The sequence below is a fragment of the Brevundimonas sp. genome, assembly GCF_035998205.1.
Taxonomy (GTDB): Bacteria; Pseudomonadota; Alphaproteobacteria; order Caulobacterales; family Caulobacteraceae; genus Brevundimonas.
This window is the reverse complement of record NZ_DASYHT010000004.1, coordinates 769,454-790,915: the sequence shown is the minus strand read 5'-3', so window position 1 is coordinate 790,915 and position 21,462 is coordinate 769,454. Positions and strand designations below refer to the sequence as shown.

Genomic DNA, 21,462 nt, shown 5'->3' with positions numbered 1-21,462 from the left:
CGTTCCTGCCTGCCCGAGAGATCGCATGCGCCTGTCGCGCTACTTCCTGCCCACGCTGAAAGAGGCGCCCTCGGACGCCCAGATCGTCTCGCACCAGCTGATGCTGCGGGCCGGGCTGATCCGCCAGGAGGCCGCCGGAATCTACGCCTGGCTGCCGCTGGGCCTGCGGGTGCTGAAGCGGATCGAGCAGATCGTGCGCGAGGAACAGGTGCGCGCGGGGGCCGTCGAGCTGCTGATGCCGACCCTGCAGCTGGCTGACCTGTGGCGCGAGTCGGGACGCTACGACGCCTACGGCCCGGAGATGCTGCGCATCACCGACCGGCACGAGCGCGAGCTGCTCTACGGTCCGACCAACGAGGAGATGATCACCGACATCTTCCGGGCCTATGTGAAGAGCTACAAGGCGCTGCCGCTGAACCTCTTCCACATCCAGTGGAAGTTCCGCGACGAGCGCCGCCCGCGCTTCGGCGTGATGCGCGGCCGCGAGTTCCTGATGAAGGACGCCTATTCCTTCGATCTCGACGAGGCCTCGGCGCGCAAGGCCTACAACCGCATGTTCGTGGCCTATCTGAACACCTTCGCCCGCATGGGGCTGAAGGCGGTCCCGATGCGCGCAGATACCGGCCCGATCGGTGGCGACCTGAGCCACGAGTTCATCGTCCTGGCCGATACGGGCGAGAGTCAGGTGTTCTGCGACCGGCGGCTTGTCGAGATGCCGGCTCCCGGCGGCGACGTCGACTGGAACGACCTGCAGGCGATCGTCGACGAGCGCACCTCGATGTACGCCGCGACCGAGGAGATGCACGACGCCGGCCGTTTCGAGACCGAGACGCCGGCGGATGACCGGCTCACCGCCCGCGGCATCGAGGTCGGGCACATCTTCTACTTCGGCACCAAGTATTCCGCCCCGATGAAGGCGAAGGTGGCCGGGCCGGACGGCCAGGACACCGAGGTGCACATGGGCAGCTACGGCGTCGGCGTGTCGCGCCTGCTGGGCGCCATCATCGAGGCCAGCCACGACGCCGGCGGCATCATCTGGCCGGACGCGGTGGCCCCGTTCGACGTGCAGCTGATCAGCCTGCGGCCCGACGATCCCAACGTCGCCGCCGCCTGCGAGGACGCCCTGGCGCGGCTCGAGGCCGCCGGGCTGGAGGTGCTCTACGACGACACCGACGAGCGTCCGGGCGGCAAGTTCGCCACCGCGGACCTGATCGGCACCCCCTGGCAGCTGGTGATCGGGCCCAAGGGCCTGGCCGACGGCGTGGTCGAGCTGAAGCGCCGGGCCACCGGCGAGAAGACGTCCCTGCCGCTGGAAGACGCTCTCGCAAGGCTGATCGGATGAGGGCGGACGTCGTGGTGTTGCTCGCCCCTCCGTCTCGCCGGCTTCGCCGTCGATCCACCGCCCCATTGCATGGGGAGGAGAGCGCCTTTCCTCCCCACGGAGTGGGGAGGGGGACCCCGAAGGGGTGGAGGGGTTCTTGCGCCGCGTCTTGCAAGGAGAGGCGCGCATGACGCCCGCCGGCGCGTTTTCGGCCTGGGAGCTGGGGCTGGCCCTGCGCTACCTGCGGGCCAAACGCCGTGAGGGCGGGGTCGCCCTGATCGCCATCATCAGCTTCGTCGGCATCATGCTGGCCGTGGCGGTGCTGATCAGCGTGATGAGCATCATGGGCGGTTTCCGCGCCGAGCTGATGGGCCGGATCCTCGACTTCAACGGGCACATGTATGTGCAGGGCGAGGCCATCAACGGGCCGGACCGCGACGAGGTGCTGGCGCGCATCCGCGCCGTGCCCGGCGTCGCCTCGGCCACGCCCATGGTCGAGAACCAGACCGCGATCCGCGCCCGCGGCCAGGTGCTGGGCGCCATCGTGCGCGGCATGACGCCCGAGGACGTACGGGCCCAGCCCTTCCTGCAGGAGAGCGTTCCGGCCGAGGCCCTCGCCGCCTTCGGGTCGGGCCGTTTCGGCGGCGACGGGGTGATCATCGGCCAGGCCCTGGCCGACAGCCTCGGCCTCCGCCCGGGCGACCCGCTGACCATCTATTCGCTGACCGGCGGCGGCTCGGCGCTGGGCTCGCTCGGCCCGGTCGAGAAGACCTATGTGGTCAGCGCCACCTTCACCGCCGGCATGGCCGACTACGACCGCGCCTTCATCCTGATGCCGCTGGAGCAGGCCCAGATCTTCTTCGGCAAGGACGGCCTGATCGACGTCATCGAGATGAAGGTCGATGATCCCGACCGGGTCGGCGAGCTCGTCGCGCCGGTGCGCCAGGCGGCCGGCCCGCGCGCCGTGGTCACCGACTGGCGCGACCGCTCGGCGGCCTTCTGGGAGGCGCTGAAGGTCGAGCGCGTGGCCATGAGCATCATCCTCAGCCTCGTCGTGGCCATCGCCGCCATGAACATCATCAGCGGCATCGTCATGCTGGTGAAGAACAAGGGCCGCGACATCGCCATCCTGCGCACCATCGGGGCCAGCCCCTCGGCCATCCTGCGGGTGTTCTTCCTCGCGGGGGCCGCCATCGGCATCGGCGGGACGATCGCCGGGGTCATCCTCGGCCTGCTGTTCTGCTGGAACGTCGGCTCGATCCAGGCGGCCATCGAGGCCCTGACCGGGGCCAGCGTGTTCAACTCCGAGGTCTATCTGCTGCCGCGGGTGCCGGCCCTCGTCGACCCGATCGACGTCGCCTGGGTGGTGTTCTGGTCCCTGCTGATGTCCTGCGTCGCCAGCCTGCCGCCCTCCTGGCGGGCCAGCCGCCTCGATCCGGTGGAGGCCCTTCGCTATGAGTGAGCGCGCCCCTGTCCTGTCCCTGCGTGGCGTGACCCGCACCTACGCCACCGCCCGCGGCGGGCTGACGGTGCTGAAGGGCGTCGACCTCGACATCTTTCCCGGCGAGATCGTCGGCCTGATCGGGCCGTCGGGCTCGGGCAAGTCGTCCCTGCTGCACGCCGCCGGCCTGCTGGAACGGCCGACGTCCGGCGAGATCCTGATCGAGGGCGAGGCGGTCGGCAGCCTCGACGAGCGCGCCCGCACCCGTCTGCGGCTGGGCAAGATCGGCTTCGTCTACCAGTTCCACCACCTGCTGCCCGAGTTCGACGCGCGCGATAATGTGGCCCTGCCGATGCGCATCGGCGGCGTGCCCGCGCGCGAGGCGCAGGCCCGCGCCGAGGCCCTGCTGGAGACGCTGGGGCTGAAGGACCGGGCCCTGCACCAGCCGGCGCAGATGTCCGGCGGCGAGCAGCAGCGCGTCGCCCTGGCCCGCGCCCTGGCCAACCGGCCGCGGCTGCTGCTGGCCGACGAGCCGACCGGCAACCTCGACCCGGCCACCAGCCAGGCCGTGTTCGAGGCCCTTCAGGCCGCCGTGCGCGAGACCGGCGTCGCCGCCCTGATCGCCACCCACAACATGGAGCTGGCCGGCCACATGGACCGGGTGTTCGCCCTGCGCGACGGCCATCTGGAGGAGCGCCCGGCGGAGGGGAGAGCATACTGAGCTTCGGCGCGCTCCGACGCCCTGCAAGGCATCAGCCCAAGACTTACTCGCCTAGAATTGCGCGGCCAGCGAAGCTAGGCGATTTGCCGAACACGCATCGGCTATGCCTGAAGCCACCAATCTGACCGGTGCCGGGCAGCTTCGACTCCAACTCCAGAGAGCCATCCCGCTCGTTTTCCAGAACGATTTCCTGACTGAAATACGCCGCGCCTCGTAGAAGTTCGGGTTCCTGACTGAAGGTAGCGACGGACAAAACACCGTCGGATTGCCATCTGAAAGACAGCCCCGATTGATCGCGCACTCTCACTGCAGGCATGCACTCGTGGGCACTGCAAAGCCACAGCGTTAGAACGTCCCTCCCGCCGACCGGCGCGTACTCAACCGTCAAGCCTGCAGCTAACGCATCCGCTCCACCTCGTGGCTCCTGGAACAGTAACCCGCAAGACGCAACCTCACGTTCGGAGGCGCAGGCGGTAGCCGCCAACAGGATGGGCGACAGACAGGCAAGCAATATCCGCCGGGTCGCTGTGGCTGCCGACCGTGAAGAGCACCTGCGAGGACCAAAGATGCGCCTCGGCAGGCGCGATTCCCAACTCAACACGGAATGTATCCTCCGCAAGTCCACCCAGCCAACCTACCTTGACGGGAACAAAATGCCAACATAGAACATTCCCGGAACAAGCGTCGGGAGGTTCAACATGCGTCGCTGGGCTCGGGATCTGATGTCGCTGGCGTCGTGCGGCGGCTTTGTCTGGATGGTGTGGCACGCGGCCCTGCTGGCCACTGCGGCCTGAGGTGATCCGCTTTCCCCTTCTCCTCGAGGGGGAAGGGGCAGGGGATGGGGTGGGCCTGCCACGGCGCCGGACGTGGCGCGGGAGGCGGGACCGTTGGCGCGGCGCGGGTGATCTTTGCCGGAGCGCCGCGTGCGCCTTCTCTGTCAGCGGCGGCGCTCCCACCCCCACCCCGACCCTCCCCCCTTGAGGGGGAGGGAGTCGTGGAGCGGGGGCGCATCCGACCCTGCCGCCTACCCCTACCAGCTCCCGACTCCCCCCTGTCCACAGCTCCTTGCTGCCCGCCGCTGGCCCGCGAATCGGCGGCGCGCGATAGGGTGGGGGCCCGGCCTGTCGCCGGACGGGAATGAAGACCAGTATGGCCGAGGGTTTCGTCCACCTGCGCGTGCGCAGCGCCTATTCGCTGCTGGAAGGCGCCATCAAGGCCGGCAAGATCGGCCGGCTGGCGGCTGACCACGGCATGCCGGCGGTGGGGGTGGCGGACCGCGCCAATCTGTGCGGCGCGCTGGAGTTCAGCCAGGCGGCGCGCGACGCCGGGGTGCAGCCGGTGATCGCCTGCGCCCTGCCGGTGACGGGGATCGGCGGCCGCATCGAGGCGCGCTGGGCGCGCATGCCGACCGTCTGTCTGGTGGTGCAGGACGAGACCGGCTGGCTCAACCTGTCGGCGTTGTCGACCGCCGCCTACATGGCCGCGGACGAGACCGGCGAGCCGGGCGTGGCCTGGGATCAGGTGGCGGCCCATGCCGAGGGGCTGATCCTGCTGTCCGGCGGCCCGGATGGCCCGGTCGATCCCCTGTTCGCGCAAGGGCGGGGCGACGAGGCCCGGGCGGCGCTGGCGGCCATGCAGGCGGCCTTTGGCGACCGCTTCTATGTCGAGCTTCAGCGCCATGGCGCGCCCGGCGAGGCCGCGGTCGAGGCCGGGCTGGTCGGCTTCGCCTACGCCCATGACGTGCCGCTGGTGGCCACCAACGACGTCCACTATGCGAAGCCGGAGCAGGCGCGGAGCCACGACGCCCTGCTGTGCATCGCCGACGGGGCCTTCACCGGCCAGGACGATCGGCGCCGCATCACCGACCAGCACTGGTTCAAGGACGCCGCCGCCATGCGCCGGCTGTTCGCCGACCTGCCCGAGGCCTGCGACTCCACGCTGGAGATCGCCCGGCGCACCGCCTTCATGGTCGAGACGCGCAAGCCGATCCTGCCGCGCTTCGACACCGGGGCGGGCCGCACCGAGGGCGAGGAGCTGCTGCACCAGGCCCGCGAGGGGCTGAAGGCGCGCCTGACCCAGGTCGAGCCGGTGGCCCCGGCCGAGACCTATTTCGAACGCCTCGAGTGGGAGGTCGGGATCATCCAGCAGATGGGGTTCCCGGGCTACTTCCTGATCGTGTCGGACTTCATCAAATGGGCCAAGCTGAACGGCATTCCGGTGGGGCCGGGGCGGGGCTCGGGGGCCGGCTCGCTGGTAGCCTGGGCCCTGACCATCACCGACCTCGACCCGCTGCGGTTCGGCCTGCTGTTCGAGCGCTTCCTCAATCCGGAGCGGGTGTCGATGCCCGACTTCGACGTCGACTTCTGCCAGGAGCGGCGCGAGGAGGTGATCGCCTACGTGCAGCAGCGCTACGGCCGGGACCGGGTGGCGCAGATCATCACCTTCGGCACCCTGCAGGCGCGGGCCGTGCTGCGCGACGTCGGCCGGGTGCTGCAGATGCCGCTGGGCCAGGTCGACCGGCTGGCCAAGATGGTGCCGGCCAACCCCGCCAATCCGGTGACCCTGGCCCAGGCCATCGACATCGAGCCGCGCCTGAAGGAGGCGCGCGACGCCGAGCCGGCGGTGGCGCACCTGCTGTCGACGGCGCTGGAGCTGGAGGGGCTGTACCGCAACGCCTCGACCCACGCCGCCGGGGTGGTGATCGGCGACCGGCCGCTGGTCGAGCTGTGCCCGCTGTACAAGGATCCGCGCTCCGAGCTGCCGGCCACCCAGTTCAACATGAAGTGGGTCGAGCCCGCCGGGCTGGTGAAGTTCGACTTCCTCGGCCTGAAGACGCTCACCGTGCTGGACCGTGCGCGAGCGTATCTGGAGCGGCGCGGGCTGGCCCCGGACTGGAACGGCCTGCCGCTCGATGACGCCCGCACCTACGAGCTGATGGCCTCGGGCCAGACGGTCGGGGTGTTCCAGCTGGAATCCCAGGGCATGCGCGACACCCTGCGCAAGATGCGCTGCGGGTCGATCGAGGAGATCACCGCCCTGATCTCGCTCTACCGGCCCGGGCCGATGGAGATGATCGACACCTACATCGACCGGAAGTTCGGCCGGGCGGAGATCGACTATCTGCACCCGTCGCTGACCGAGGTGCTGAAGGAGACCTACGGCGTCATCATCTACCAGGAGCAGGTGATGCAGATCGCCCAGATCCTGGCCGGCTACAGCCTCGGCGAGGCCGACCTGCTGCGCCGGGCGATGGGCAAGAAGAAGAAGGAGGAGATGGATTTCCAGCGCGCCCGCTTCATCAAGGGCGCGTCGGAAAAGGGGGTGCCGGAGGCCCAGTCCGGCGGCATCTTCGACCTGGTGGCCAAGTTCGCCGGCTACGGCTTCAACAAGTCGCACGCCGCCGCCTATGCGCTGATCAGCTTCCAGACCGGCTGGCTCAAGGCCAACCATCCCGTCGAGTTCATGGCCGCCTCCATGAGCCTCGACCTGTCCAACACCGACAAGCTGGCGGTGTTCTACCAGGACGCCCGGCGCTTCGGGGTCAAGGTGATCGCCCCGGACGTCAACCGCGCCTCGGCCGACTTCGACGTGGCGTATGACGAGGCAGGCGAGGGGGCCGTGCTCTACGCCCTCGGGGCCATCCGCAACGTCGGGCTCGAGGCCATGCGGCATGTGGTCGAGGTGCGCCAGACCGGCGGGCCGTTCGCCGACATCTTCGACTTCCTCGAGCGGGTCGATCCGCGCGCGGTCAACAAGCGGGCGCTGGAGAACCTCGCCCGGGCGGGCGCCTTCGACTCCATCCATCCCAACCGCCGCCAGCTGGTCGAGCAGGCCGATGTGCTGATGGCCTACTGCCAGAGCGTGGCGGCCGAGCGCGCCTCGTCCCAGGTCAGCCTGTTCGGCGCCGACCAGGCCCATGCTGCCCGGCCGCGCCTCAAGCCGGTCGAGCCCTGGGTCGGGCCGGAACGGCTGGACCAGGAACTGTCGGCGGTGGGCTTCTACCTGTCCGGCCACCCGTTGGAGGACCTCGAGAGCCAGCTGCGGCGCAAGCGTGTGACCTTCGTGGCCGAGGCCGTGGTCCGGGCCGAGCAGGGGCACGAGGCCTTCCAGATGGCCGGGGTGATCCGCCGCAAGCAGGAGCGCACCAGCGCCCGCACCGGCGAGAAGTTCGCCTTCGTCGCCTTCTCCGACCCGACGGGCGAGTTCGAGTGCCTGTTCACCCCGGACTCGCTGCGCCGCTGCCGCGACCTGCTGGAGCCGGGGGCCTCGGTGCTGGTCAAGGTTCGGGCCAAGGCTGCCGACGGGGAGGTGCGCTTCTTCGGCGACGACGTCAGTCGCATGGATGCTGTGCTCGACGACACCGGGGCGGGGCTCAGGGTCCATGTCTCGGCGCGGGGGACCGACCCGGACTCGATCCGTGCGCGGCTCGAGCGGGCGAAAGCCGAGAGCAAGGGCGGCACGGTCTCGCTGGTCGCCTCGCTGGACGGCCGCCGTGAGGTCGAGCTGAAGTTGCCCGGTCGTTACCGGCTGGACGGGGCCCTGCGCGGGGCGCTGAAGGCCGCGCCCGGGGTGCTGATGCTGGAAGACGCCTGAGGTCGCGGCGGGAACCTTGACGGAATGTCGCGGTTGGCGGGCGACATCCACAAGGGAGACCCCTCCATGACCCGACTGCTGCTGGCCGCCTCGACCTCGGCCCTTCTCCTCGCCGCCTGCGGTGACAACCGCGCGGACCAGGACCCCGTGAACGCCGTCCAGGACGCCGCCTCCGTGCCGGTCGGCCAGATGTCGGCCGCCACGCTCGGGGCCAATTCGGCGGAGGGCTATGTGGAGAACGCCGCCATGGGCGATCTGTACGAGATCCGGGCGGCGGAGATCGCCCTCGAGCGCAGCCGGAACGCCGAGGTGCGCCAGCTGGCCGAGATGATCCGCACCGACCACACGGCGGCGAGCGAACGCCTGCGCGCCGCGGCGGGCCAGACCCAGGGCCCGGGTGGGACGACGCTTGAGGTCCCGGCCGAGCTCGACGAGCGACGCCAGGGGATGCTGGACAATCTCCGCGATGCCTCGGCCGAGGCCTTCGACGGCGTCTGGATCGACCAGCAGGTGGCCGCGCACCGGGAGGCCGTGACCCTGCATGAGGGCTTTGCCGACAACCGGGACGCCACGGCCCTGGCGCAGCACGCCACCGCGGTTCTGCCGAGGATCCGCGCGCACCTCGAGCGCGCCGAGGCGCTCGACACGGCGCGCTGACCGAGTCGTCACCCTCTGGCCCCGCGGCGCTGACCTTGCCAAGGTTGCGGCGCGGGGTGCAGATGCCCTGAGCCCCGGAGGTGCGGGGCACGGCGGAGAGTCATGGGCGGCCTGAACGGGACCGATGAGGCGCGGGCGGACCAACGTGCGGCGGATGTGACGGCCGCCGCTGCGGCGCTGCAGCGCGGCGACCTGGTGCTGCTGCCCACCGAGACCGTGTATGGGCTTGCCGCCGACGCGACGCGGCCCGAGGCTGTGGCGCGCATCTTCGAGGCCAAGGGCCGGCCGCGCTTCAATCCCCTGATCGCCCATGTCGCCGACGCCGCGGCCGCCGAGCGGGTGGCCGTGTTCGACGCCCGCGCGCGCCGTCTCGCCGAGGCCTTCTGGCCGGGACCGCTGACGCTTGTCCTGCCTGCACGGCCGGACGCCGTGTGCGACCTCGCCCGCGCCGGTCTCGACACCGTCGCCGTGCGCGTGCCGGGGCATGCGCTGGCGCGCGGGCTCCTGGCGTCCTTCGGCGGCCCGGTCGTGGCCCCGTCCGCCAACCGCTCGGGCCGGCCCAGCCCGACCACCTTCGAGGATGCCCTGGCCGAGACCGGGGCCGAGGTCGCAGCCGCCCTGGATGGCGGCCCCTGCGCGGTCGGGGTCGAGAGCACGGTCGTCTCCGTGCTCGACGGCGGGGTGGCCCTGTTGCGTCCCGGCGCCGTGACCCGCGAGGAGCTGGCTGCCGTGGTGGGGCCATTGACGGAGGCGGGGGAGGGGCATCGCTCGCCGGGCCGGCTGACCCGCCACTACGCCCCGGATGCGCCGGTCCGGCTGGAGGCGGGGACGGCCCGCCCCGGCGAGATCCTTCTCGGCTTCGGCCCCGGCGTCGGGGATCCGGCCTGGAGCCTGAGCCCGTCCGGCGACCTGCGGGAGGCGGCGGCCAACCTGTTCCGTCTGCTGCGCCGCGCCGACGCCGCCGGTCCGGCCGGGATCGCCGTCGCCCCGGTGCCCCACGCCGGTCTGGGCGAGGCGATCAACGACCGCCTCGCGCGCGCCGCCGGCAAGATCGGCTGAAACCACAGCGGGCCCCGCAGCGTAGCTGGAGACATGGCCATGTTCGATCGCCGCCGCCTGATCCTCGGCTCCGCCGCCCTGACCCTCGCCGCCTGCGGACCCCAGGCCGCAGACGCCAACACCGGCCGCTACGCCGCCGACCCCTTCAGGCGCATCTCCGACGCGGAGTGGCGACGCCGGCTGGGCGACCCCGCCTGGCGCGTGCTGCGCCACGAGGCGACCGAACGGCCTTACAGCTCGCCCCTCAACGATGAGACCCGGCGCGGGGTCTATGTCTGCCGCGGCTGCGACCTGCCGCTGTTCCGCTCGGACTGGAAATACGACAGCGGCACCGGCTGGCCCAGCTTCTGGCGGGTCATGGAGGCCAACATCGGCACCAAGATCGACTATCTGATCGGCATCCCGCGCCGGGAGTACCACTGCGCCCGCTGTCTGGGTCATCAGGGGCATGTCTTCAACGACGGGCCGCGTCCGACCGGCCTGCGCTACTGCAACAACGGCCTGGCGCTGACCTTCCGGCCGGCGTGAGCGTCGCTACTCGTCGCCCATCCGCGCGGCCTTGATGGCGCTCTCCATGGTGACGCCGAAGAAGATGGCGCCGATGATCACCAGCAGGCCGAAGTCGACGCCGGGAAACAGGAACGGGATGGCGGCGGAGATCAGGATCGCCAGCGGGAACAGGCTGGACCAGACCGCTGTGCCCGGGTTGTCCGGGTGGACCATCGGCGGGCGCCGGATCCCGGTGCGACGGGCCCAGAAGGCGTTCAGCACCACATAGGCCACCGAACAGACCCCGGCGAGGATGGGATAGCGCACGGCCTTGCCCTCGGGGGCGTTGACCACTGCGGAGAGCACCAGAACGATCAGGGCGCAGCCGGTGGACAGGGCCAGCAGCTGGTTGGCATCAAGACGCTTCAAGACTTCACTTTCACATAGCTGCCGGGGGCGGGTTCGAGCGGCGGGAGCGGCCCGGCGGACGGGTCGCGGGCGGGGACCTGGCCGCCAGAGCGGGCCGCCAGCCAGTCGGCCCAGTGCGGCCACCAGCTGCCGGGGTGCTCGACCGCGCCGGCGCGCCAGGCGTCAAGCGTCTCGGGCAGGGCCGGATTGACCCAGTGCTGATACTTGCGCGCCGCCGGCGGATTGATGACGCCGGCGATGTGCCCCGACCCGGCGAGGGTCAGGGTCACCTCGGCGTTGGTGAAGGCGCGCGCCGAGCGGTAGACCGAGTTCATCGGCGCGATATGGTCCTCGCGGCTGGCCTGGAAATAGAGCGGGATACGCACCTTCGTCAGGTCGATGCGCTCGCCGCCAATCTCGAACTCGCCTTGCGACAGGGCGTTGCGGCCGTACAGGCTGCGCAGATAGTCGAGGTGCAGCCGTTTCGGCATGCGCGTCTGGTCGGCGTTCCAGAACAGCAGGTCGAAGGCCGGCGGCGACTTGCCCATCAGATAGTTGGACACGAAGAACGACCAGACGAGGTCGTTGGCGCGCAGGGCGTTGAAGGTGTCGGCCATGGCGGCGCCGGGCAGGACCCCGCCGGCGGCGTCCATCTGGCGCTCGATCTCGGCCAGCCAGTGCTCGTCGGTGAACAGCAAGAGGTCGCCGGCCTCGGCGAAGTCGTGCTGGGCGGCGAAGAAGGTCGCGGCGTTGATGCGCCGGTCGTCATGAGCAGCCATGTGCGCCAGCGCCGCCCCCAGCAGAGTGCCGCCGATGCAGTAGCCGACGGCGTTCAGCCGGGCGCTGCCGGTCTGTTCCAGCACCTTGTCGACGGCGCGGTAGATCCCCCTGTGCAGGTACTGCTCGAAGCCGAAGTCCGCCTTGTCCGCGTCGGGATTGACCCAGGAGCAGACGAAGACGGTGAAGCCGCGGGCGGACAGCCAGCGGATCATCGAGTTCTCCGGCTGCAGGTCCAGGATGTAGAACTTGTTGATCCAGGGCGGGAAGATCAGCAGCGGGATGGCGTGCTGGGTCTCGCTGGCGGCGTCGAACTGGATCAGCTCGAACAGCTCGTCGCGCCAGACGACCTGGCCGGGGGCGGTGGCCACGTTGCGGCCGACCTCGAACCGGCCGTAGTCGGCCTGGCTGATCTTCAGCCGGCCGCCGCCGCGCTCCAGATCCGCGGCGAAGTTCTCCATGCCGCGGACAAGGCTCTCGCCGCCGGTCTCCATCAGCGTCTTCAGGGCCGCGGGGTTGGAGGCGAGGAAGTTGGCCGGGGACAGGGCGTCGGTCAGCAGCTTGACGAAGAACTCGGCGCGGCGGCGCACCAGCGGATCGACGCCTTCCGCCTGGGCGACGAGCCCGTTCATCCAGTCCGCCGTGATCAGGTAGGACTGTCGCATCATGTCGAACAGCGGCGTCTCGCTCCACGCCGGGTCCTTGAAGCGCTTGTCGGTCGGGCCTTCGGCCACGGTCTCGCCGGCGGCGCGGCGGGTGGCCGAGGCCCACAGGTCCATGTAGCGCCCGAACAGGTCGGCCTGGGCCTGGAACAGGCGCTCGGGCCGGGCGGCGAGGCTGGACATCACGGCGGTCATGGCCGGGGCGGCGTTGAACGGGTCCGGCGACATGGCCCCGCCGCGGTCGCCGCCGGTCATGGCGGCGCCGGCGAGGGCGCCTTGGGCGGTCATCGCCGCCTTCGCCAGATTCAGCGACAGGGTCTCGATCAGGCGGCGCTGTTCGGCCCCGAGCAGGTCGAACGGCGATTCGACCGCGGGCTCCGGCGGCGGGGCTCCGGCGGCGGCCCCCTGTGAACGGGACGCGTCGGCGGCCTCGACGGCCGGGGTCGGCTCGGGCTGCGGCTTGCGCGAGGTCGGGCGGCCCGACTTGCGGGGCGGCCGCGGCGTCGGCGGCGTCCCGGCGACCGGCTCCGTGGGCGCGTCAGCGGGCTTTGCCGCCGTCCGGGCGGAGGTCGGCCGGCCAGGCTTGCGCCCGCCCCGGGCCGGGGTCGGGGCGGTGCGGGAAGGGGGCTTCGGCGTCGTGGCCATGACGTCCTCCGTCGAAGGCGGTCGCACCCGCCCTTTCTGCCGTCACGATCATGGCATATGACCGGTCGCGAGATGAACGCCCGTGTCATGAAAATCCTTGTCATCAGCGCCGCGGCCGCGGCGGGCGCCGCCGGCTGCGCCAGCCCCGGGCCAGCGCCGGGGGGCTCGCCGATGGATGCCCGGGTGCAGGCGCTGGTCGACGCCAACCGGTCCTATCCGCGTTGGGCGGAGTTTCCGGCGGCCCCCGGGCCCTTGCCGTCGGACAGCGTCGTGGCTGGATCGGTGACGCGTCTCGGCGCGGAGCAGGCGGCGCTCGCGCGGGAAACCTCGACGATCGCGTGGACGCTGTCGGACGCGGAAGGCTTCGCCGCGGCCACGCGGGCGCGGGTCGACGCCGCCCGCGCTGCGCCGGCGACCGAGCAGACTGCCGAAACCCTCGAGGCCTTCGCCGAGAGCCTGCGCGAGCGCGGCCGCGCGCCGCCCCCGATTCCCCGCCGACAGCAGCCCTGACGGGCCACGATCCCAAACCGCGCGGTCGCCAGAACCGCCGGCATCCCAGGAGACCGCCATGGCCGATCCGGCCTTCTTCACCGCCCTCGCCGCCGACGCGGCGCGCGTCACCGAACTCGCCGCCATCGCCGCCTATCCCCAGATCGGGCGTGGCGACGAGAAGGCCGCCGACCAGGTCGCCGTCGACGCCATGCGCACGGCGCTGAACGCCCTGCCGATCGACGGCAAGATCGTCATCGGCGAGGGCGAACGCGACGAGGCGCCGATGCTCTACATCGGCGAGAAGGTCGGCACGGGCGCCGGCCCGGCCATCGACATCGCCCTGGATCCGCTGGAGGGCACGACCCTGACAGCCAAGGCCATGGCCAACGCCCTGGCGGTGCTGGCCATGTCGCCGGGCGGCGGGCTGCTGCACGCGCCCGACACCTATATGGACAAGATCGCCGTCGGCCCGGGCTATGACGCCGGTATTGTCGATCTGGACGCCGCGCCGCAGGACAACATCGCCGCCGTGGCGAAGGCGAAGGGCGTCAGCCCGGACCGGATCACCGCCTGCGTCATGGACCGGCCCCGCCACGCCGAGCTGATCGCCGCCCTGCGTCAGGTCGGCTGCCGCGTGGTGCTGATCACCGACGGCGACGTGGCCGGCGTGATCCATACGGCCGAGCCGGAGACGGGCATCGACATCTATCTCGGCCAGGGCGGGGCCCCGGAGGGGGTGCTCGCCTGCGCCGCGCTGAAGTGCGTCGGCGGCCAGTTCCAGGGGCGGCTGGTGTTCCGCAACGATGACGAGCGGGCCCGGGCCGAGCGCACGGGCGTGACCGACTTCCAGCGCAAGTACGACCTGCACGAGCTGGTGTCGAAGGATGCGGTGTTCGCCGCCACCGGCGTGACCAAGGGCGCCATGCTGGACGGGGTGCGGGTGGAGCGCGGCTTCATCACCACCCACACCCTGGTCATGGACTCCGCCAGCCGCACGGTGCGGCGCATCCACATGACGCGGCCGGTCTGAGCCATGGCCGACGGGGCCCCGCCACGTCCGGAGACGGCCTTCCTCGGGGTCGAACGCTCGCTGAGCGGCCGGGCCTGGCGGCGGCGCGACCCCGATCCGGCCGAGGTCCGGGCGCTGACGCAGGGGCACGACCTGTCCGAGCCCCTGGCCCGGGTGCTGGCCGCGCGGGGCGTGACGGCGGCGGACGCCGGCGCCTTTCTGGCGCCGACCCTGCGGGACTCCTTCCCCGACCCGTCCAGCTTCCTCGACATGGACGCGGCGGCGGCGGCGATCCTCGACGCGCACCAGGCCGGCGCCAGCCTGCACCTGTTCGCCGACTATGACGTCGACGGCGCCGCCAGCGCGGCCCTGCTGGTGCGCTGGTTCCGGGCGCTCGGGCGCGAGGTGCCGGTCTATGTGCCCGACCGGCTGACCGAGGGCTATGGCCCCAGCGCCCCGGCCTTCGACCGGCTCAAGGCGGCCGGGGCGGAGCTGGTCATCACCGTCGACTGCGGCGCCGCGGCCAACGCCGCCGTGGCTCACGCCGCCGCCATCGGACTGAAGGTGGTGGTGATCGATCACCATCTCATGCGCGAGGAGCCGCCGGCATGCGCCGCCGTGGTCAATCCGAACCGGCCGGGCTGCGGCTCGGGGCAGGGCAACCTCGCCGCGGCGGGGGTGGTGTTCGTCCTGCTGGCGGCGCTCAACCGGGAGGGACGCCGGCGCGGCCTGTTCGCCGAGCGGCCGGAGCCGGACCTGCGCCAGTGGCTGCATCTGGCGGCGCTGGGAGCCATCTGCGACGTCACCGCCCTGACCGGCTTCAACCGCACCCTGACGCGGCTGGGCCTCGGGGTGCTGGGCCAGTGGCGCACGCCGGGGCTGAAGGCGCTGATGGAGGTGGCCGGCGGGCTGCCCGATGTCGTGGCCGCGACCCACGTCGGCTTTGCGCTGGGCCCGCGAATCAACGCGGCCGGACGCATCGGCCGCGCGGATCTGGGCGCGCGCCTGCTCTCCACCGACGATCCCGCCGAGGCGGCGGCGCTGGCGCAGCAGCTCGACCAGCTCAACCGCGAGCGGCGCGAGGTCGAGGCGGCCGTGGCCGAGGCGGCGGTGGCCCAGGTCGAGGCGCGGGGCGACGTCGACAGCCGATCGGTGATCGTCGTCGCCGGCGAGGGCTGGCACCCGGGCGTGGTCGGGGTCGTGGCCGGCCGGCTGCGCGAGCGCTGGCGCAAGCCGGTGATCGTGGCGGGCGTCGATCCGGTCGCCGGGGTGGCCAAGGGCTCGGGCCGGTCCCAGGCGGGCGTCAACCTCGGCGGGGCCGTCCAGGCGGCCTGGGAAGCCGGGCTGCTGCTGGCGGGCGGGGGACATGCCATGGCCTGCGGCCTGACCGTGACGCTCGACGCCCTGCCGGCGCTCGAGGCCTTTCTCAACGCGCGGCTGGCCGGTCAGCAGGCCGAGGCGCGACAGGCCGACACGGTGGACATCGACGTGCTGGTGGAGCCGGCGGCGGCGACCCGCGCCCTGCTCGACGGCTTCGCCGCCATGCAGCCGTTCGGTCCCGGCAATCCCGAGCCGCTGTTCGCCCTCAGCGGGGTCACCGCGCGCGATCCGGCGATGATGAACGGCGGCCATGTCCGCTGCCGGCTCACCGCCCCGGACGGCAGCGCCCTGCGCGCCGTGGGCTGGCGACTGGCCGACCAGCCGGCGGGCGAGGCCCTGCTGTCGGGGGCCGGCGGCCTGGCCGTGGTGGGGCGGCTGAAGGCCGATGACTGGAACGGTCGGCGCGGCGTTCAGCTGGAGATCGAGGACGTCCACGATCCCCGCCGGGCCTGACCCGCGGGGCCCTCCGGCTCGTCGAACGGCGCTCGAAAATCGTTTGAAGATTGCCGCTTGCGCGCTTCGGAATCGGCGGCTATATCGCCGGCTCCCGCGCAGCGGTCCCTTCGTCTATCGGTTAGGACGTCAGGTTTTCAACCTGAAAAGAGGGGTTCGATTCCCCTAGGGACTGCCAGCGCGGGGCGCTCTCCCCGACATCCCGATCTGCTTCAGCGTCGCACCCTCGCGGCAGCGTTTCGCGCTGTCCGAGCCTCGCGGGCGCTCGTGAGACGCGCGGCCTGCCGCGCGGCTGCGGGGTCAGGCGATCCGCGTTCGCGCAATCTATCTGCGAATCTCTGTCAGAAACTGACGTTTTTTGGGCCTGCCTCCCCGTTACGTAACCGTGATAAACACGTTTCGACCCGCAAAGACGGGGGGAGGGGATTAGTCAGTTGGATTCGCGAGAGACGGATGTGCAACCGACGGTCCGCGTGAGCGGACACGTCAAGTGGTTCGATCCGGGCAAGGGCTACGGCTTCATCGTACCGGACGACCCGGGGCAGACGGACACCAAGGATGTCCTGCTCCACATCAGCAGCCTGAGGGACCTGGGCCGGGACACGGCCGAGGAGGGCGCGCCCATCACCTGTGAGGTGGCCCGGCGGCCCAAGGGCTGGCAGGTCGTGGCGGTGGTCGACCTCGGGCCCGGCCAGGAACCGCGCCGCGGCTACGAGAGCCTGCGCCGCGCGCCCCTGGAAAAGACCCGGGTGGACACGCCTGCGGCCGAGGGGCCGTTCGTTCCGGCCACGGTCAAGTGGTTCAATCGCACCAAGGGCTACGGCTTCGTTGTCTGCGAGACCAATCCGGGCGATATCTTCGTGCACATTGAGACGCTGCGCCGCTGCGGGCTGGAGGACCTCCAGCCGGGCGACGGCGTCCGGGTGCGTTTCGCCAGCGGGCCCAAGGGCCTGGTGGTGGCCGAGATCGATCAGGGCGGCTGACTCCGGCCGCCCGCTGGAGGGCGTATGCCGTTGAACCGTCGTCTGATGCTGTCCTTCGCCGTGGTCGCCCTGGCCACGGCGGCCTGTGCGTCCGAAAAGCCGCCGCTGGATCCCCGCGGCGAGCCGATGGAACAGCTGACCATTGTCACCGACAGCGGTCGCCACACCTTCTGGATGGAGATCGCCGACGACGAGGCTGAGCGTCAGCGCGGCCTGATGTTCCGGCCGCCGCTGCCGGACGACCAGGGCATGCTGTTCAAGTTCCCCGACGCCGCCGAGCGTGGCTTCTGGATGCGCAACACCCCCAGCTCGCTGGACATCATCTATGTCGCCGCCGACGGCCGCATCGTCTCGATCGCCCGGCACACCACGCCCTATTCGGACGGCATCTACCCGTCGAACGGCCCGGCCACCGGCGTGGTTGAACTGCGCGCCGGCCGCTCCGAGGAGATCGGCGCCAAGCCCGGCGACCGCGTGGAACACCCGCACTTCGGGCGGTAGGGGCGCGGGACGGCCTGGCCGTCCCGGAGCCCGTCACCAGCGTCGGGTCAGTTGCAGACCGACCACGCGCGGCTGGCCGACGCCAGCGTAGTAGCCGCCATCAAACCCGAAGGCGAAGTTGGTGTAGGCGCTGCTGGTGAAGACCAGCTCGTCGGTCAGGTTTTCCACATACAGCCGCGCCGTCCAGTCATCCGTCTCCCAGCCGATATGGCCGTTGAGCAGGACGACGGCGTCCTGAAAGACAGCGTTCTCGGCGTTCAGCGGGGTATCGCCGGTAGCGCTGGCCTCGCCGCGCAACACCAGTCCGCGCCAGGGCCGCCAGGTCGCCGAGAGGGCCAGATCGTACTCGGGCACAAGCTTCACCTTGTTGCCGGTGAAGGTCTGGGTGGCGGAGAAGACGTAGCGGTCATAGGTCGAGTCGACCCAGCCCAGCGATGCGGCGAGGTCGAGCCGGTCGGTGGGTCGGCCCACGAGCTCGATCTCCACGCCACGGCTGGAGATGGCGGCGTCAGAGGTGATCAGGTTGGTCGAGATCGCCTGGCCTTGGGCGTTCACGAGCACATTGTACTCCTGCCAGCTGTCGGCCTCGATGTGGAAGGCGGCGCCGGACAGCAGCAGCCGGCGATCGGCAAGGGTCCATTTGGCCCCGACCTCATAGCTCCACAGCGTCTCCGCGCCGTAGCGGCTGTAGTCCCGTGCGCCGATCTGCGAGGCGCTGGTGGCGGCGAGGTTGAAGCCGCCGGGGACCCAGCCCCGGGCGGCGGAGGCATAGACAAGCAGATTGTCGTGGGGGCGCCAGTCGAGGGCGACGCGGGGCAGAACGACTTCATACCTGTCGTCCAGGTCCTCCGCCGGGAAGCTGAACTGACCGGAGGGGCCGAGATCGAGAACGCCCGCCGCCTGCAGCTTGCTCCGGTCCGCCCGCTCCCAGCGCAGGCCGCCGGTCAGTCGCAGGTCGGGGCCCACGGGCGCGGTGATCTGGCCGAACAGCGCCAGATCACGGCCTTCGGCGGTCTGGGGCGGCGCGGGCCGGTAGCCGTCGAGGCCGCCGGGGCCCACGAGCGTCGCCAGGAGCTGGCGCTCCTCTTCCCGGTAGTGGTTGACGCCGACAACCCACGCGATGCGCGCGCCGCGCGGCGAGACCAGCCGCGCCTCGAGGTTCCAGGAGGTCTCGCTGTCGTCGCTGGCGCCGGCGACGGCGGGCAGGGCGGTGAGGTCGATATCGGTCCCGGCGCTGTCGGCCCGCAGGTCGCGCCAGGACGCATTGACCTCCAGCGTGGCGGCGTCGAGGGCGTGGCTGAGGCTGACGCCGATCAGGCTTTCGTCTTCTTCTGTGCGTTTCGGCGCATCGTTGATCAGGCGATAGGGCTCGGCCAGGCGACCGCCATTGAACGCCGCATAGACCGCGTTGTAGGCGGCCCGGTTCATGGGCAGGAACTCCTGCTCGTAGACCCCGGGGGCGCGCAGCTGAGAACGGGCGGCCACCACATCGACCGCGGTGCGGTCCGAAGGGGTCCAGCGAAGCTTTCCTTGCAGATAGCTCTCGCGGATCGCGCCTTCCGCCCCGATCGAGGAGGCGATATTGCGGACATAGGCGTCCGCCTCTTCATGGCTGGCCGTTACGCTGGCGCTGAGGACCCCGGGCTGCAGCGGCCCGCCGAGGTACAGCCGACCGGCGGCGCCGTCGCCGGTGTCGAAGCTGTAGGCGTCGAGTTCGGCCTCGGCCTCGAAGGCGTCGGACGGCTGACGCGTCCGGATCACGATCAGGCCGCTTTCCGTGTTGGCCCCGTAGAGGGTTCCCTGCGGCCCGCGGAGCACCTCGATCTGGGCGATCTCCCCGAGGGTCTGGTTGCGCAGCCGGCGGTAGGGAATCCCGTCCACATAGACCGCGGCGCGGTTGACGATGAACGGGTTCGACTCGATCCCGCGGATCGTCACATAGGTCGCCCCGACCTGTCCGAGTGTGTTGAACGACAGATTGGGCACGGCGTCATCGATCTGGCGCAGGCTGGTGATGCGCGCGTCCTCGATCTGTCGCGCGGTCAGGACCGTTGCGGCGATCGGGGCGTCAGACAGGGCGGAATCGAAGCGGGTTGCGGTGACGATGATCTCTTCAACCTCGGTCGTGGGCTGCGGCGCGCCCGACTGGGCGACGGCGAGCGAAGCGAGCCCCCCGGCGGCCGCGACGGTGGCGCAGAAGGTCAGAGGGCGGGTGGCGCGGCGCATAGACGGACTCCAATTGCGAGACGGTCGCAATTAGGCCGCGGCGCTGCGTTACACAATAACGATCACTTGTGCGATCGGGCGGATTCCTGTCGCTCGCGGGTTCAGCCTTGGGCTCACCGCCGGGCGCGGGATGGCGGATGGCCGAACCGGCGCCGATAGACGGCGGCGAAGTGCGCCGGGGCGTAGCCGATCCGCCAGGCGACCTCGCTCACCCTGAGGCCGCTCGCCAGCAGGGTTACGGCGAGGTCGAGCCTCTTGTCCTGGATGTAGGCCCCGACCGACATGCCGTAGGCGCGCCGGAAGCCTTCGGTGAGGGCGCGGCGGCTCAGGCCGCAGGACTCCGCAAGGGTGTCGAGGTCCGGCGGCGTTTGCAGGCGCTGGTCGATCTGGCGCCGGGCGTCGCGAATGGCAGGGCTGGGTGCGAGCAGGATTGGTCCCGTCTCTGCGATCCATGTCAGGGCCGCCGCGATCAGATCGAGGACGCGAGCCTGCCGGGCGAGGGCGAGCGCCGTCGACGACATGTCGGGCTCTAGCGGGGCGCAAAGGCGTAGCGCCACGCGGGCCGGGAGGGCGGCGCTGCTCCACAGGCCGTCGGCTTGCGGGAAAGCCCTGAGGAGGGCGACCACGGCCGATCCGCTGGTCTCGTCGAGGCGGTCCGGGGGGATCCAGATGCCGCAGGCATGCGCCGGGCCGATCCCGAGGGCGGAGCTGAACGGCGCGGGGCGGGTACAGCGCACGACGCTGACCATCGGGCCATCCACATCGAAGCCGCCCAGGGTGTCCGAATGGCTGGCCAGTCGCGCGAGGCCGACCCCGATGTGAAGGCCGGCCGGAACGTCCGCCGTGTACTGAACCGGTTGAGGCTGGTCGGTGCGGGACTGCCAGAAGGCGCCGCCGATCCAGGGAGCGAGGGTGAGGTCGCCGCCGGCTCCGGCCCGGACATGAATGGCCGCGATCGGCTCGGCCAGATCGGCTGACAGGGCGGACGTCATGCGGTCCTCTCCGTCCGACAAGCACGGCCCGGATGCTGGTCGGGGCGGCAGGATTCGAACCTGCGACCCTCTGCTCCCAAAGCAGATGCGCTACCAGGCTGCGCTACACCCCGAGGGCGGACCTCATGGCACGGGCGGCGGCGCGCCGCAACGACAGGCCTTGAGCCGGGGCCAAACCGTTGTATCAGGGCGGGGCAGAAGAGGTTCGACCATGCTCGCGCGCATTTTCCAGCCGGCCAAGACCGCCATGCAGTCCGGCAAGGCCAAGACCCGGGAGTGGATCCTGGAGTTCGAACCCGCCTCGGCGCGGGCCCTAGACCCGCTGATGGGCTGGACCTCCTCGACCGACATGAACGGCCAGGTGCGGCTGCGCTTCGACAGCAAGGAAGACGCGATCGCCTATGCCGAGAAGCACGGCATCCCCTTCCGCCTGCACGAACCGCAGCAGCCGCCGGTGATTCTCAAGGCCTACGCCGACAACTTCGCCTACGGTCGCAAACAGCCCTGGACGCACTGAGCGGCCGGGGTCCGTCGGGCGCCCTTAGCTCAGCTGGATAGAGCACGTGCCTTCTAAGCATGGGGTCGCAGGTTCGAGTCCTGCAGGGCGCGCCACCGGCGGCCGGCGCGACTGACGGGCCGCCCGAGGGAGACGG

General features: G+C 71.0%; 17 protein-coding genes and 3 tRNA genes. 15 read left to right on the top strand and 5 right to left on the bottom strand.

Annotation, left to right across the window (positions count from 1 at the left end):
• Positions 1–25 precede the first annotated feature (25 nt).
• From proS to msrB, 7 genes are all read left to right on the top strand, one after another.
• Entirely contained in the window at positions 26–1,342 is a 1,317-nt protein-coding gene (gene proS, locus VGN74_RS06730) for a proline--tRNA ligase (protein WP_327446586.1), read from the top strand.
• A gap of 166 nt (positions 1,343–1,508) precedes the next feature.
• Positions 1,509–2,783, top strand: coding sequence for a lipoprotein-releasing ABC transporter permease subunit (locus VGN74_RS06725; RefSeq protein ID WP_327446585.1), 1,275 nt, complete (start codon positions 1,509–1,511; stop codon positions 2,781–2,783).
• Entirely contained in the window at positions 2,776–3,483 is a 708-nt protein-coding gene (locus tag VGN74_RS06720; protein ID WP_327446584.1) for an ABC transporter ATP-binding protein, read from the top strand. Before VGN74_RS06725 ends, VGN74_RS06720 begins: the two co-directional genes overlap by 8 nt.
• Positions 3,484–4,620: 1,137 nt before the next feature.
• The gene (gene dnaE / locus VGN74_RS06715) at positions 4,621–8,076 is read left to right on the top strand and encodes a DNA polymerase III subunit alpha (RefSeq protein ID WP_327446583.1); all 3,456 of its coding nucleotides are present in this window, start codon (positions 4,621–4,623) and stop codon (positions 8,074–8,076) included.
• Positions 8,077–8,142: 66 nt separating this feature from the next.
• A complete protein-coding gene (locus VGN74_RS06710; RefSeq protein WP_327446582.1) occupies positions 8,143–8,733 on the top strand; it encodes a DUF4142 domain-containing protein in 591 nt (196 codons plus the stop codon).
• A 102-nt stretch (positions 8,734–8,835) separates the two neighbouring features.
• Entirely contained in the window at positions 8,836–9,792 is a 957-nt protein-coding gene (locus VGN74_RS06705) for an L-threonylcarbamoyladenylate synthase (RefSeq protein WP_327446581.1), read from the top strand.
• A gap of 39 nt (positions 9,793–9,831) precedes the next feature.
• On the top strand, positions 9,832–10,320 hold the full coding sequence (gene msrB / locus VGN74_RS06700) for a peptide-methionine (R)-S-oxide reductase MsrB (RefSeq protein WP_327446580.1): 489 nt from the start codon (positions 9,832–9,834) through the stop codon (positions 10,318–10,320).
• Between the two features lie 6 nt (positions 10,321–10,326).
• On the opposite strand, the gene VGN74_RS06695 is transcribed toward msrB, so the two are convergent.
• Both VGN74_RS06695 and phaC read right to left on the bottom strand, forming a co-directional pair.
• The gene (locus tag VGN74_RS06695; protein ID WP_327446579.1) at positions 10,327–10,710 is read right to left on the bottom strand and encodes a hypothetical protein; all 384 of its coding nucleotides are present in this window, start codon (positions 10,708–10,710) and stop codon (positions 10,327–10,329) included.
• Entirely contained in the window at positions 10,707–12,773 is a 2,067-nt protein-coding gene (gene phaC, locus VGN74_RS06690; protein ID WP_327446578.1) for a class I poly(R)-hydroxyalkanoic acid synthase, read from the bottom strand. Before phaC ends, VGN74_RS06695 begins: the two co-directional genes overlap by 4 nt.
• Before the next feature lie 87 nt (positions 12,774–12,860).
• Between phaC and VGN74_RS06685 the strand changes: the two genes are divergently transcribed.
• From VGN74_RS06685 to VGN74_RS06660, 6 genes are all read left to right on the top strand, one after another.
• Positions 12,861–13,283, top strand: coding sequence for a hypothetical protein (locus tag VGN74_RS06685; protein ID WP_327446577.1), 423 nt, complete (start codon positions 12,861–12,863; stop codon positions 13,281–13,283).
• Between the two features lie 58 nt (positions 13,284–13,341).
• Positions 13,342–14,295: a class II fructose-bisphosphatase gene (gene glpX, locus VGN74_RS06680; RefSeq protein WP_327446576.1), complete on the top strand. Its 954-nt coding sequence runs from the start codon at positions 13,342–13,344 to the stop codon at positions 14,293–14,295.
• Between the two features lie 3 nt (positions 14,296–14,298).
• Positions 14,299–16,107, top strand: a complete 1,809-nt coding sequence (recJ, locus tag VGN74_RS06675) for a single-stranded-DNA-specific exonuclease RecJ (RefSeq protein ID WP_327446575.1) — start codon at positions 14,299–14,301, stop codon at positions 16,105–16,107.
• A 103-nt stretch (positions 16,108–16,210) separates the two neighbouring features.
• Positions 16,211–16,285, top strand: a tRNA-Glu gene (locus VGN74_RS06670).
• Positions 16,286–16,532: 247 nt separating this feature from the next.
• On the top strand, positions 16,533–17,090 hold the full coding sequence (locus VGN74_RS06665; RefSeq protein ID WP_414643531.1) for a cold-shock protein: 558 nt from the start codon (positions 16,533–16,535) through the stop codon (positions 17,088–17,090).
• A gap of 24 nt (positions 17,091–17,114) precedes the next feature.
• Positions 17,115–17,591, top strand: a complete 477-nt coding sequence (locus VGN74_RS06660) for a DUF192 domain-containing protein (protein ID WP_327446573.1) — start codon at positions 17,115–17,117, stop codon at positions 17,589–17,591.
• A gap of 33 nt (positions 17,592–17,624) precedes the next feature.
• Here VGN74_RS06660 and VGN74_RS06655 read toward each other — a convergent pair whose 3' ends face one another.
• From VGN74_RS06655 to VGN74_RS06645, 3 genes are all read right to left on the bottom strand, one after another.
• Entirely contained in the window at positions 17,625–19,817 is a 2,193-nt protein-coding gene (locus VGN74_RS06655; RefSeq protein WP_327446572.1) for a TonB-dependent receptor, read from the bottom strand.
• Between the two features lie 113 nt (positions 19,818–19,930).
• Positions 19,931–20,809: an AraC family transcriptional regulator gene (locus VGN74_RS06650; RefSeq protein WP_327446571.1), complete on the bottom strand. Its 879-nt coding sequence runs from the start codon at positions 20,807–20,809 to the stop codon at positions 19,931–19,933.
• Between the two features lie 36 nt (positions 20,810–20,845).
• Positions 20,846–20,922: transfer RNA gene (locus tag VGN74_RS06645), tRNA-Pro, on the bottom strand.
• Between the two features lie 98 nt (positions 20,923–21,020).
• On the opposite strand from VGN74_RS06645, the gene VGN74_RS06640 reads away from it, so the two are divergent.
• Entirely contained in the window at positions 21,021–21,326 is a 306-nt protein-coding gene (locus VGN74_RS06640; protein WP_327446570.1) for an ETC complex I subunit, read from the top strand.
• A gap of 18 nt (positions 21,327–21,344) precedes the next feature.
• A tRNA-Arg gene (locus tag VGN74_RS06635) sits at positions 21,345–21,421 on the top strand.
• The last annotated feature ends 41 nt before the right edge of the window (positions 21,422–21,462 follow it).

What these genes read in the sequence shown, in the direction of transcription:
- VGN74_RS06685 (WP_327446577.1), top strand. Translation starts at nt 12,861, where the DNA reads ATGAAAATCCTTGTCATCAGCGCCGCGGCCGCGGCGGGCGCCGCCGGC.
- VGN74_RS06725 (WP_327446585.1), top strand. Translation starts at nt 1,509, where the DNA reads ATGACGCCCGCCGGCGCGTTTTCGGCCTGGGAGCTGGGGCTGGCCCTG.
- VGN74_RS06650 (WP_327446571.1), bottom strand. Translation starts at nt 20,809, where the DNA reads ATGACGTCCGCCCTGTCAGCCGATCTGGCCGAGCCGATCGCGGCCATT.
- VGN74_RS06720 (WP_327446584.1), top strand. Translation starts at nt 2,776, where the DNA reads ATGAGTGAGCGCGCCCCTGTCCTGTCCCTGCGTGGCGTGACCCGCACC.
- VGN74_RS06655 (WP_327446572.1), bottom strand. Translation starts at nt 19,817, where the DNA reads ATGCGCCGCGCCACCCGCCCTCTGACCTTCTGCGCCACCGTCGCGGCC.
- VGN74_RS06710 (WP_327446582.1), top strand. Translation starts at nt 8,143, where the DNA reads ATGACCCGACTGCTGCTGGCCGCCTCGACCTCGGCCCTTCTCCTCGCC.
- recJ (WP_327446575.1), top strand. Translation starts at nt 14,299, where the DNA reads ATGGCCGACGGGGCCCCGCCACGTCCGGAGACGGCCTTCCTCGGGGTC.
- proS (WP_327446586.1), top strand. Translation starts at nt 26, where the DNA reads ATGCGCCTGTCGCGCTACTTCCTGCCCACGCTGAAAGAGGCGCCCTCG.
- VGN74_RS06705 (WP_327446581.1), top strand. Translation starts at nt 8,836, where the DNA reads ATGGGCGGCCTGAACGGGACCGATGAGGCGCGGGCGGACCAACGTGCG.
- phaC (WP_327446578.1), bottom strand. Translation starts at nt 12,773, where the DNA reads ATGGCCACGACGCCGAAGCCCCCTTCCCGCACCGCCCCGACCCCGGCC.
- msrB (WP_327446580.1), top strand. Translation starts at nt 9,832, where the DNA reads ATGTTCGATCGCCGCCGCCTGATCCTCGGCTCCGCCGCCCTGACCCTC.
- VGN74_RS06640 (WP_327446570.1), top strand. Translation starts at nt 21,021, where the DNA reads ATGCTCGCGCGCATTTTCCAGCCGGCCAAGACCGCCATGCAGTCCGGC.
- VGN74_RS06660 (WP_327446573.1), top strand. Translation starts at nt 17,115, where the DNA reads ATGCCGTTGAACCGTCGTCTGATGCTGTCCTTCGCCGTGGTCGCCCTG.
- dnaE (WP_327446583.1), top strand. Translation starts at nt 4,621, where the DNA reads ATGAAGACCAGTATGGCCGAGGGTTTCGTCCACCTGCGCGTGCGCAGC.
- glpX (WP_327446576.1), top strand. Translation starts at nt 13,342, where the DNA reads ATGGCCGATCCGGCCTTCTTCACCGCCCTCGCCGCCGACGCGGCGCGC.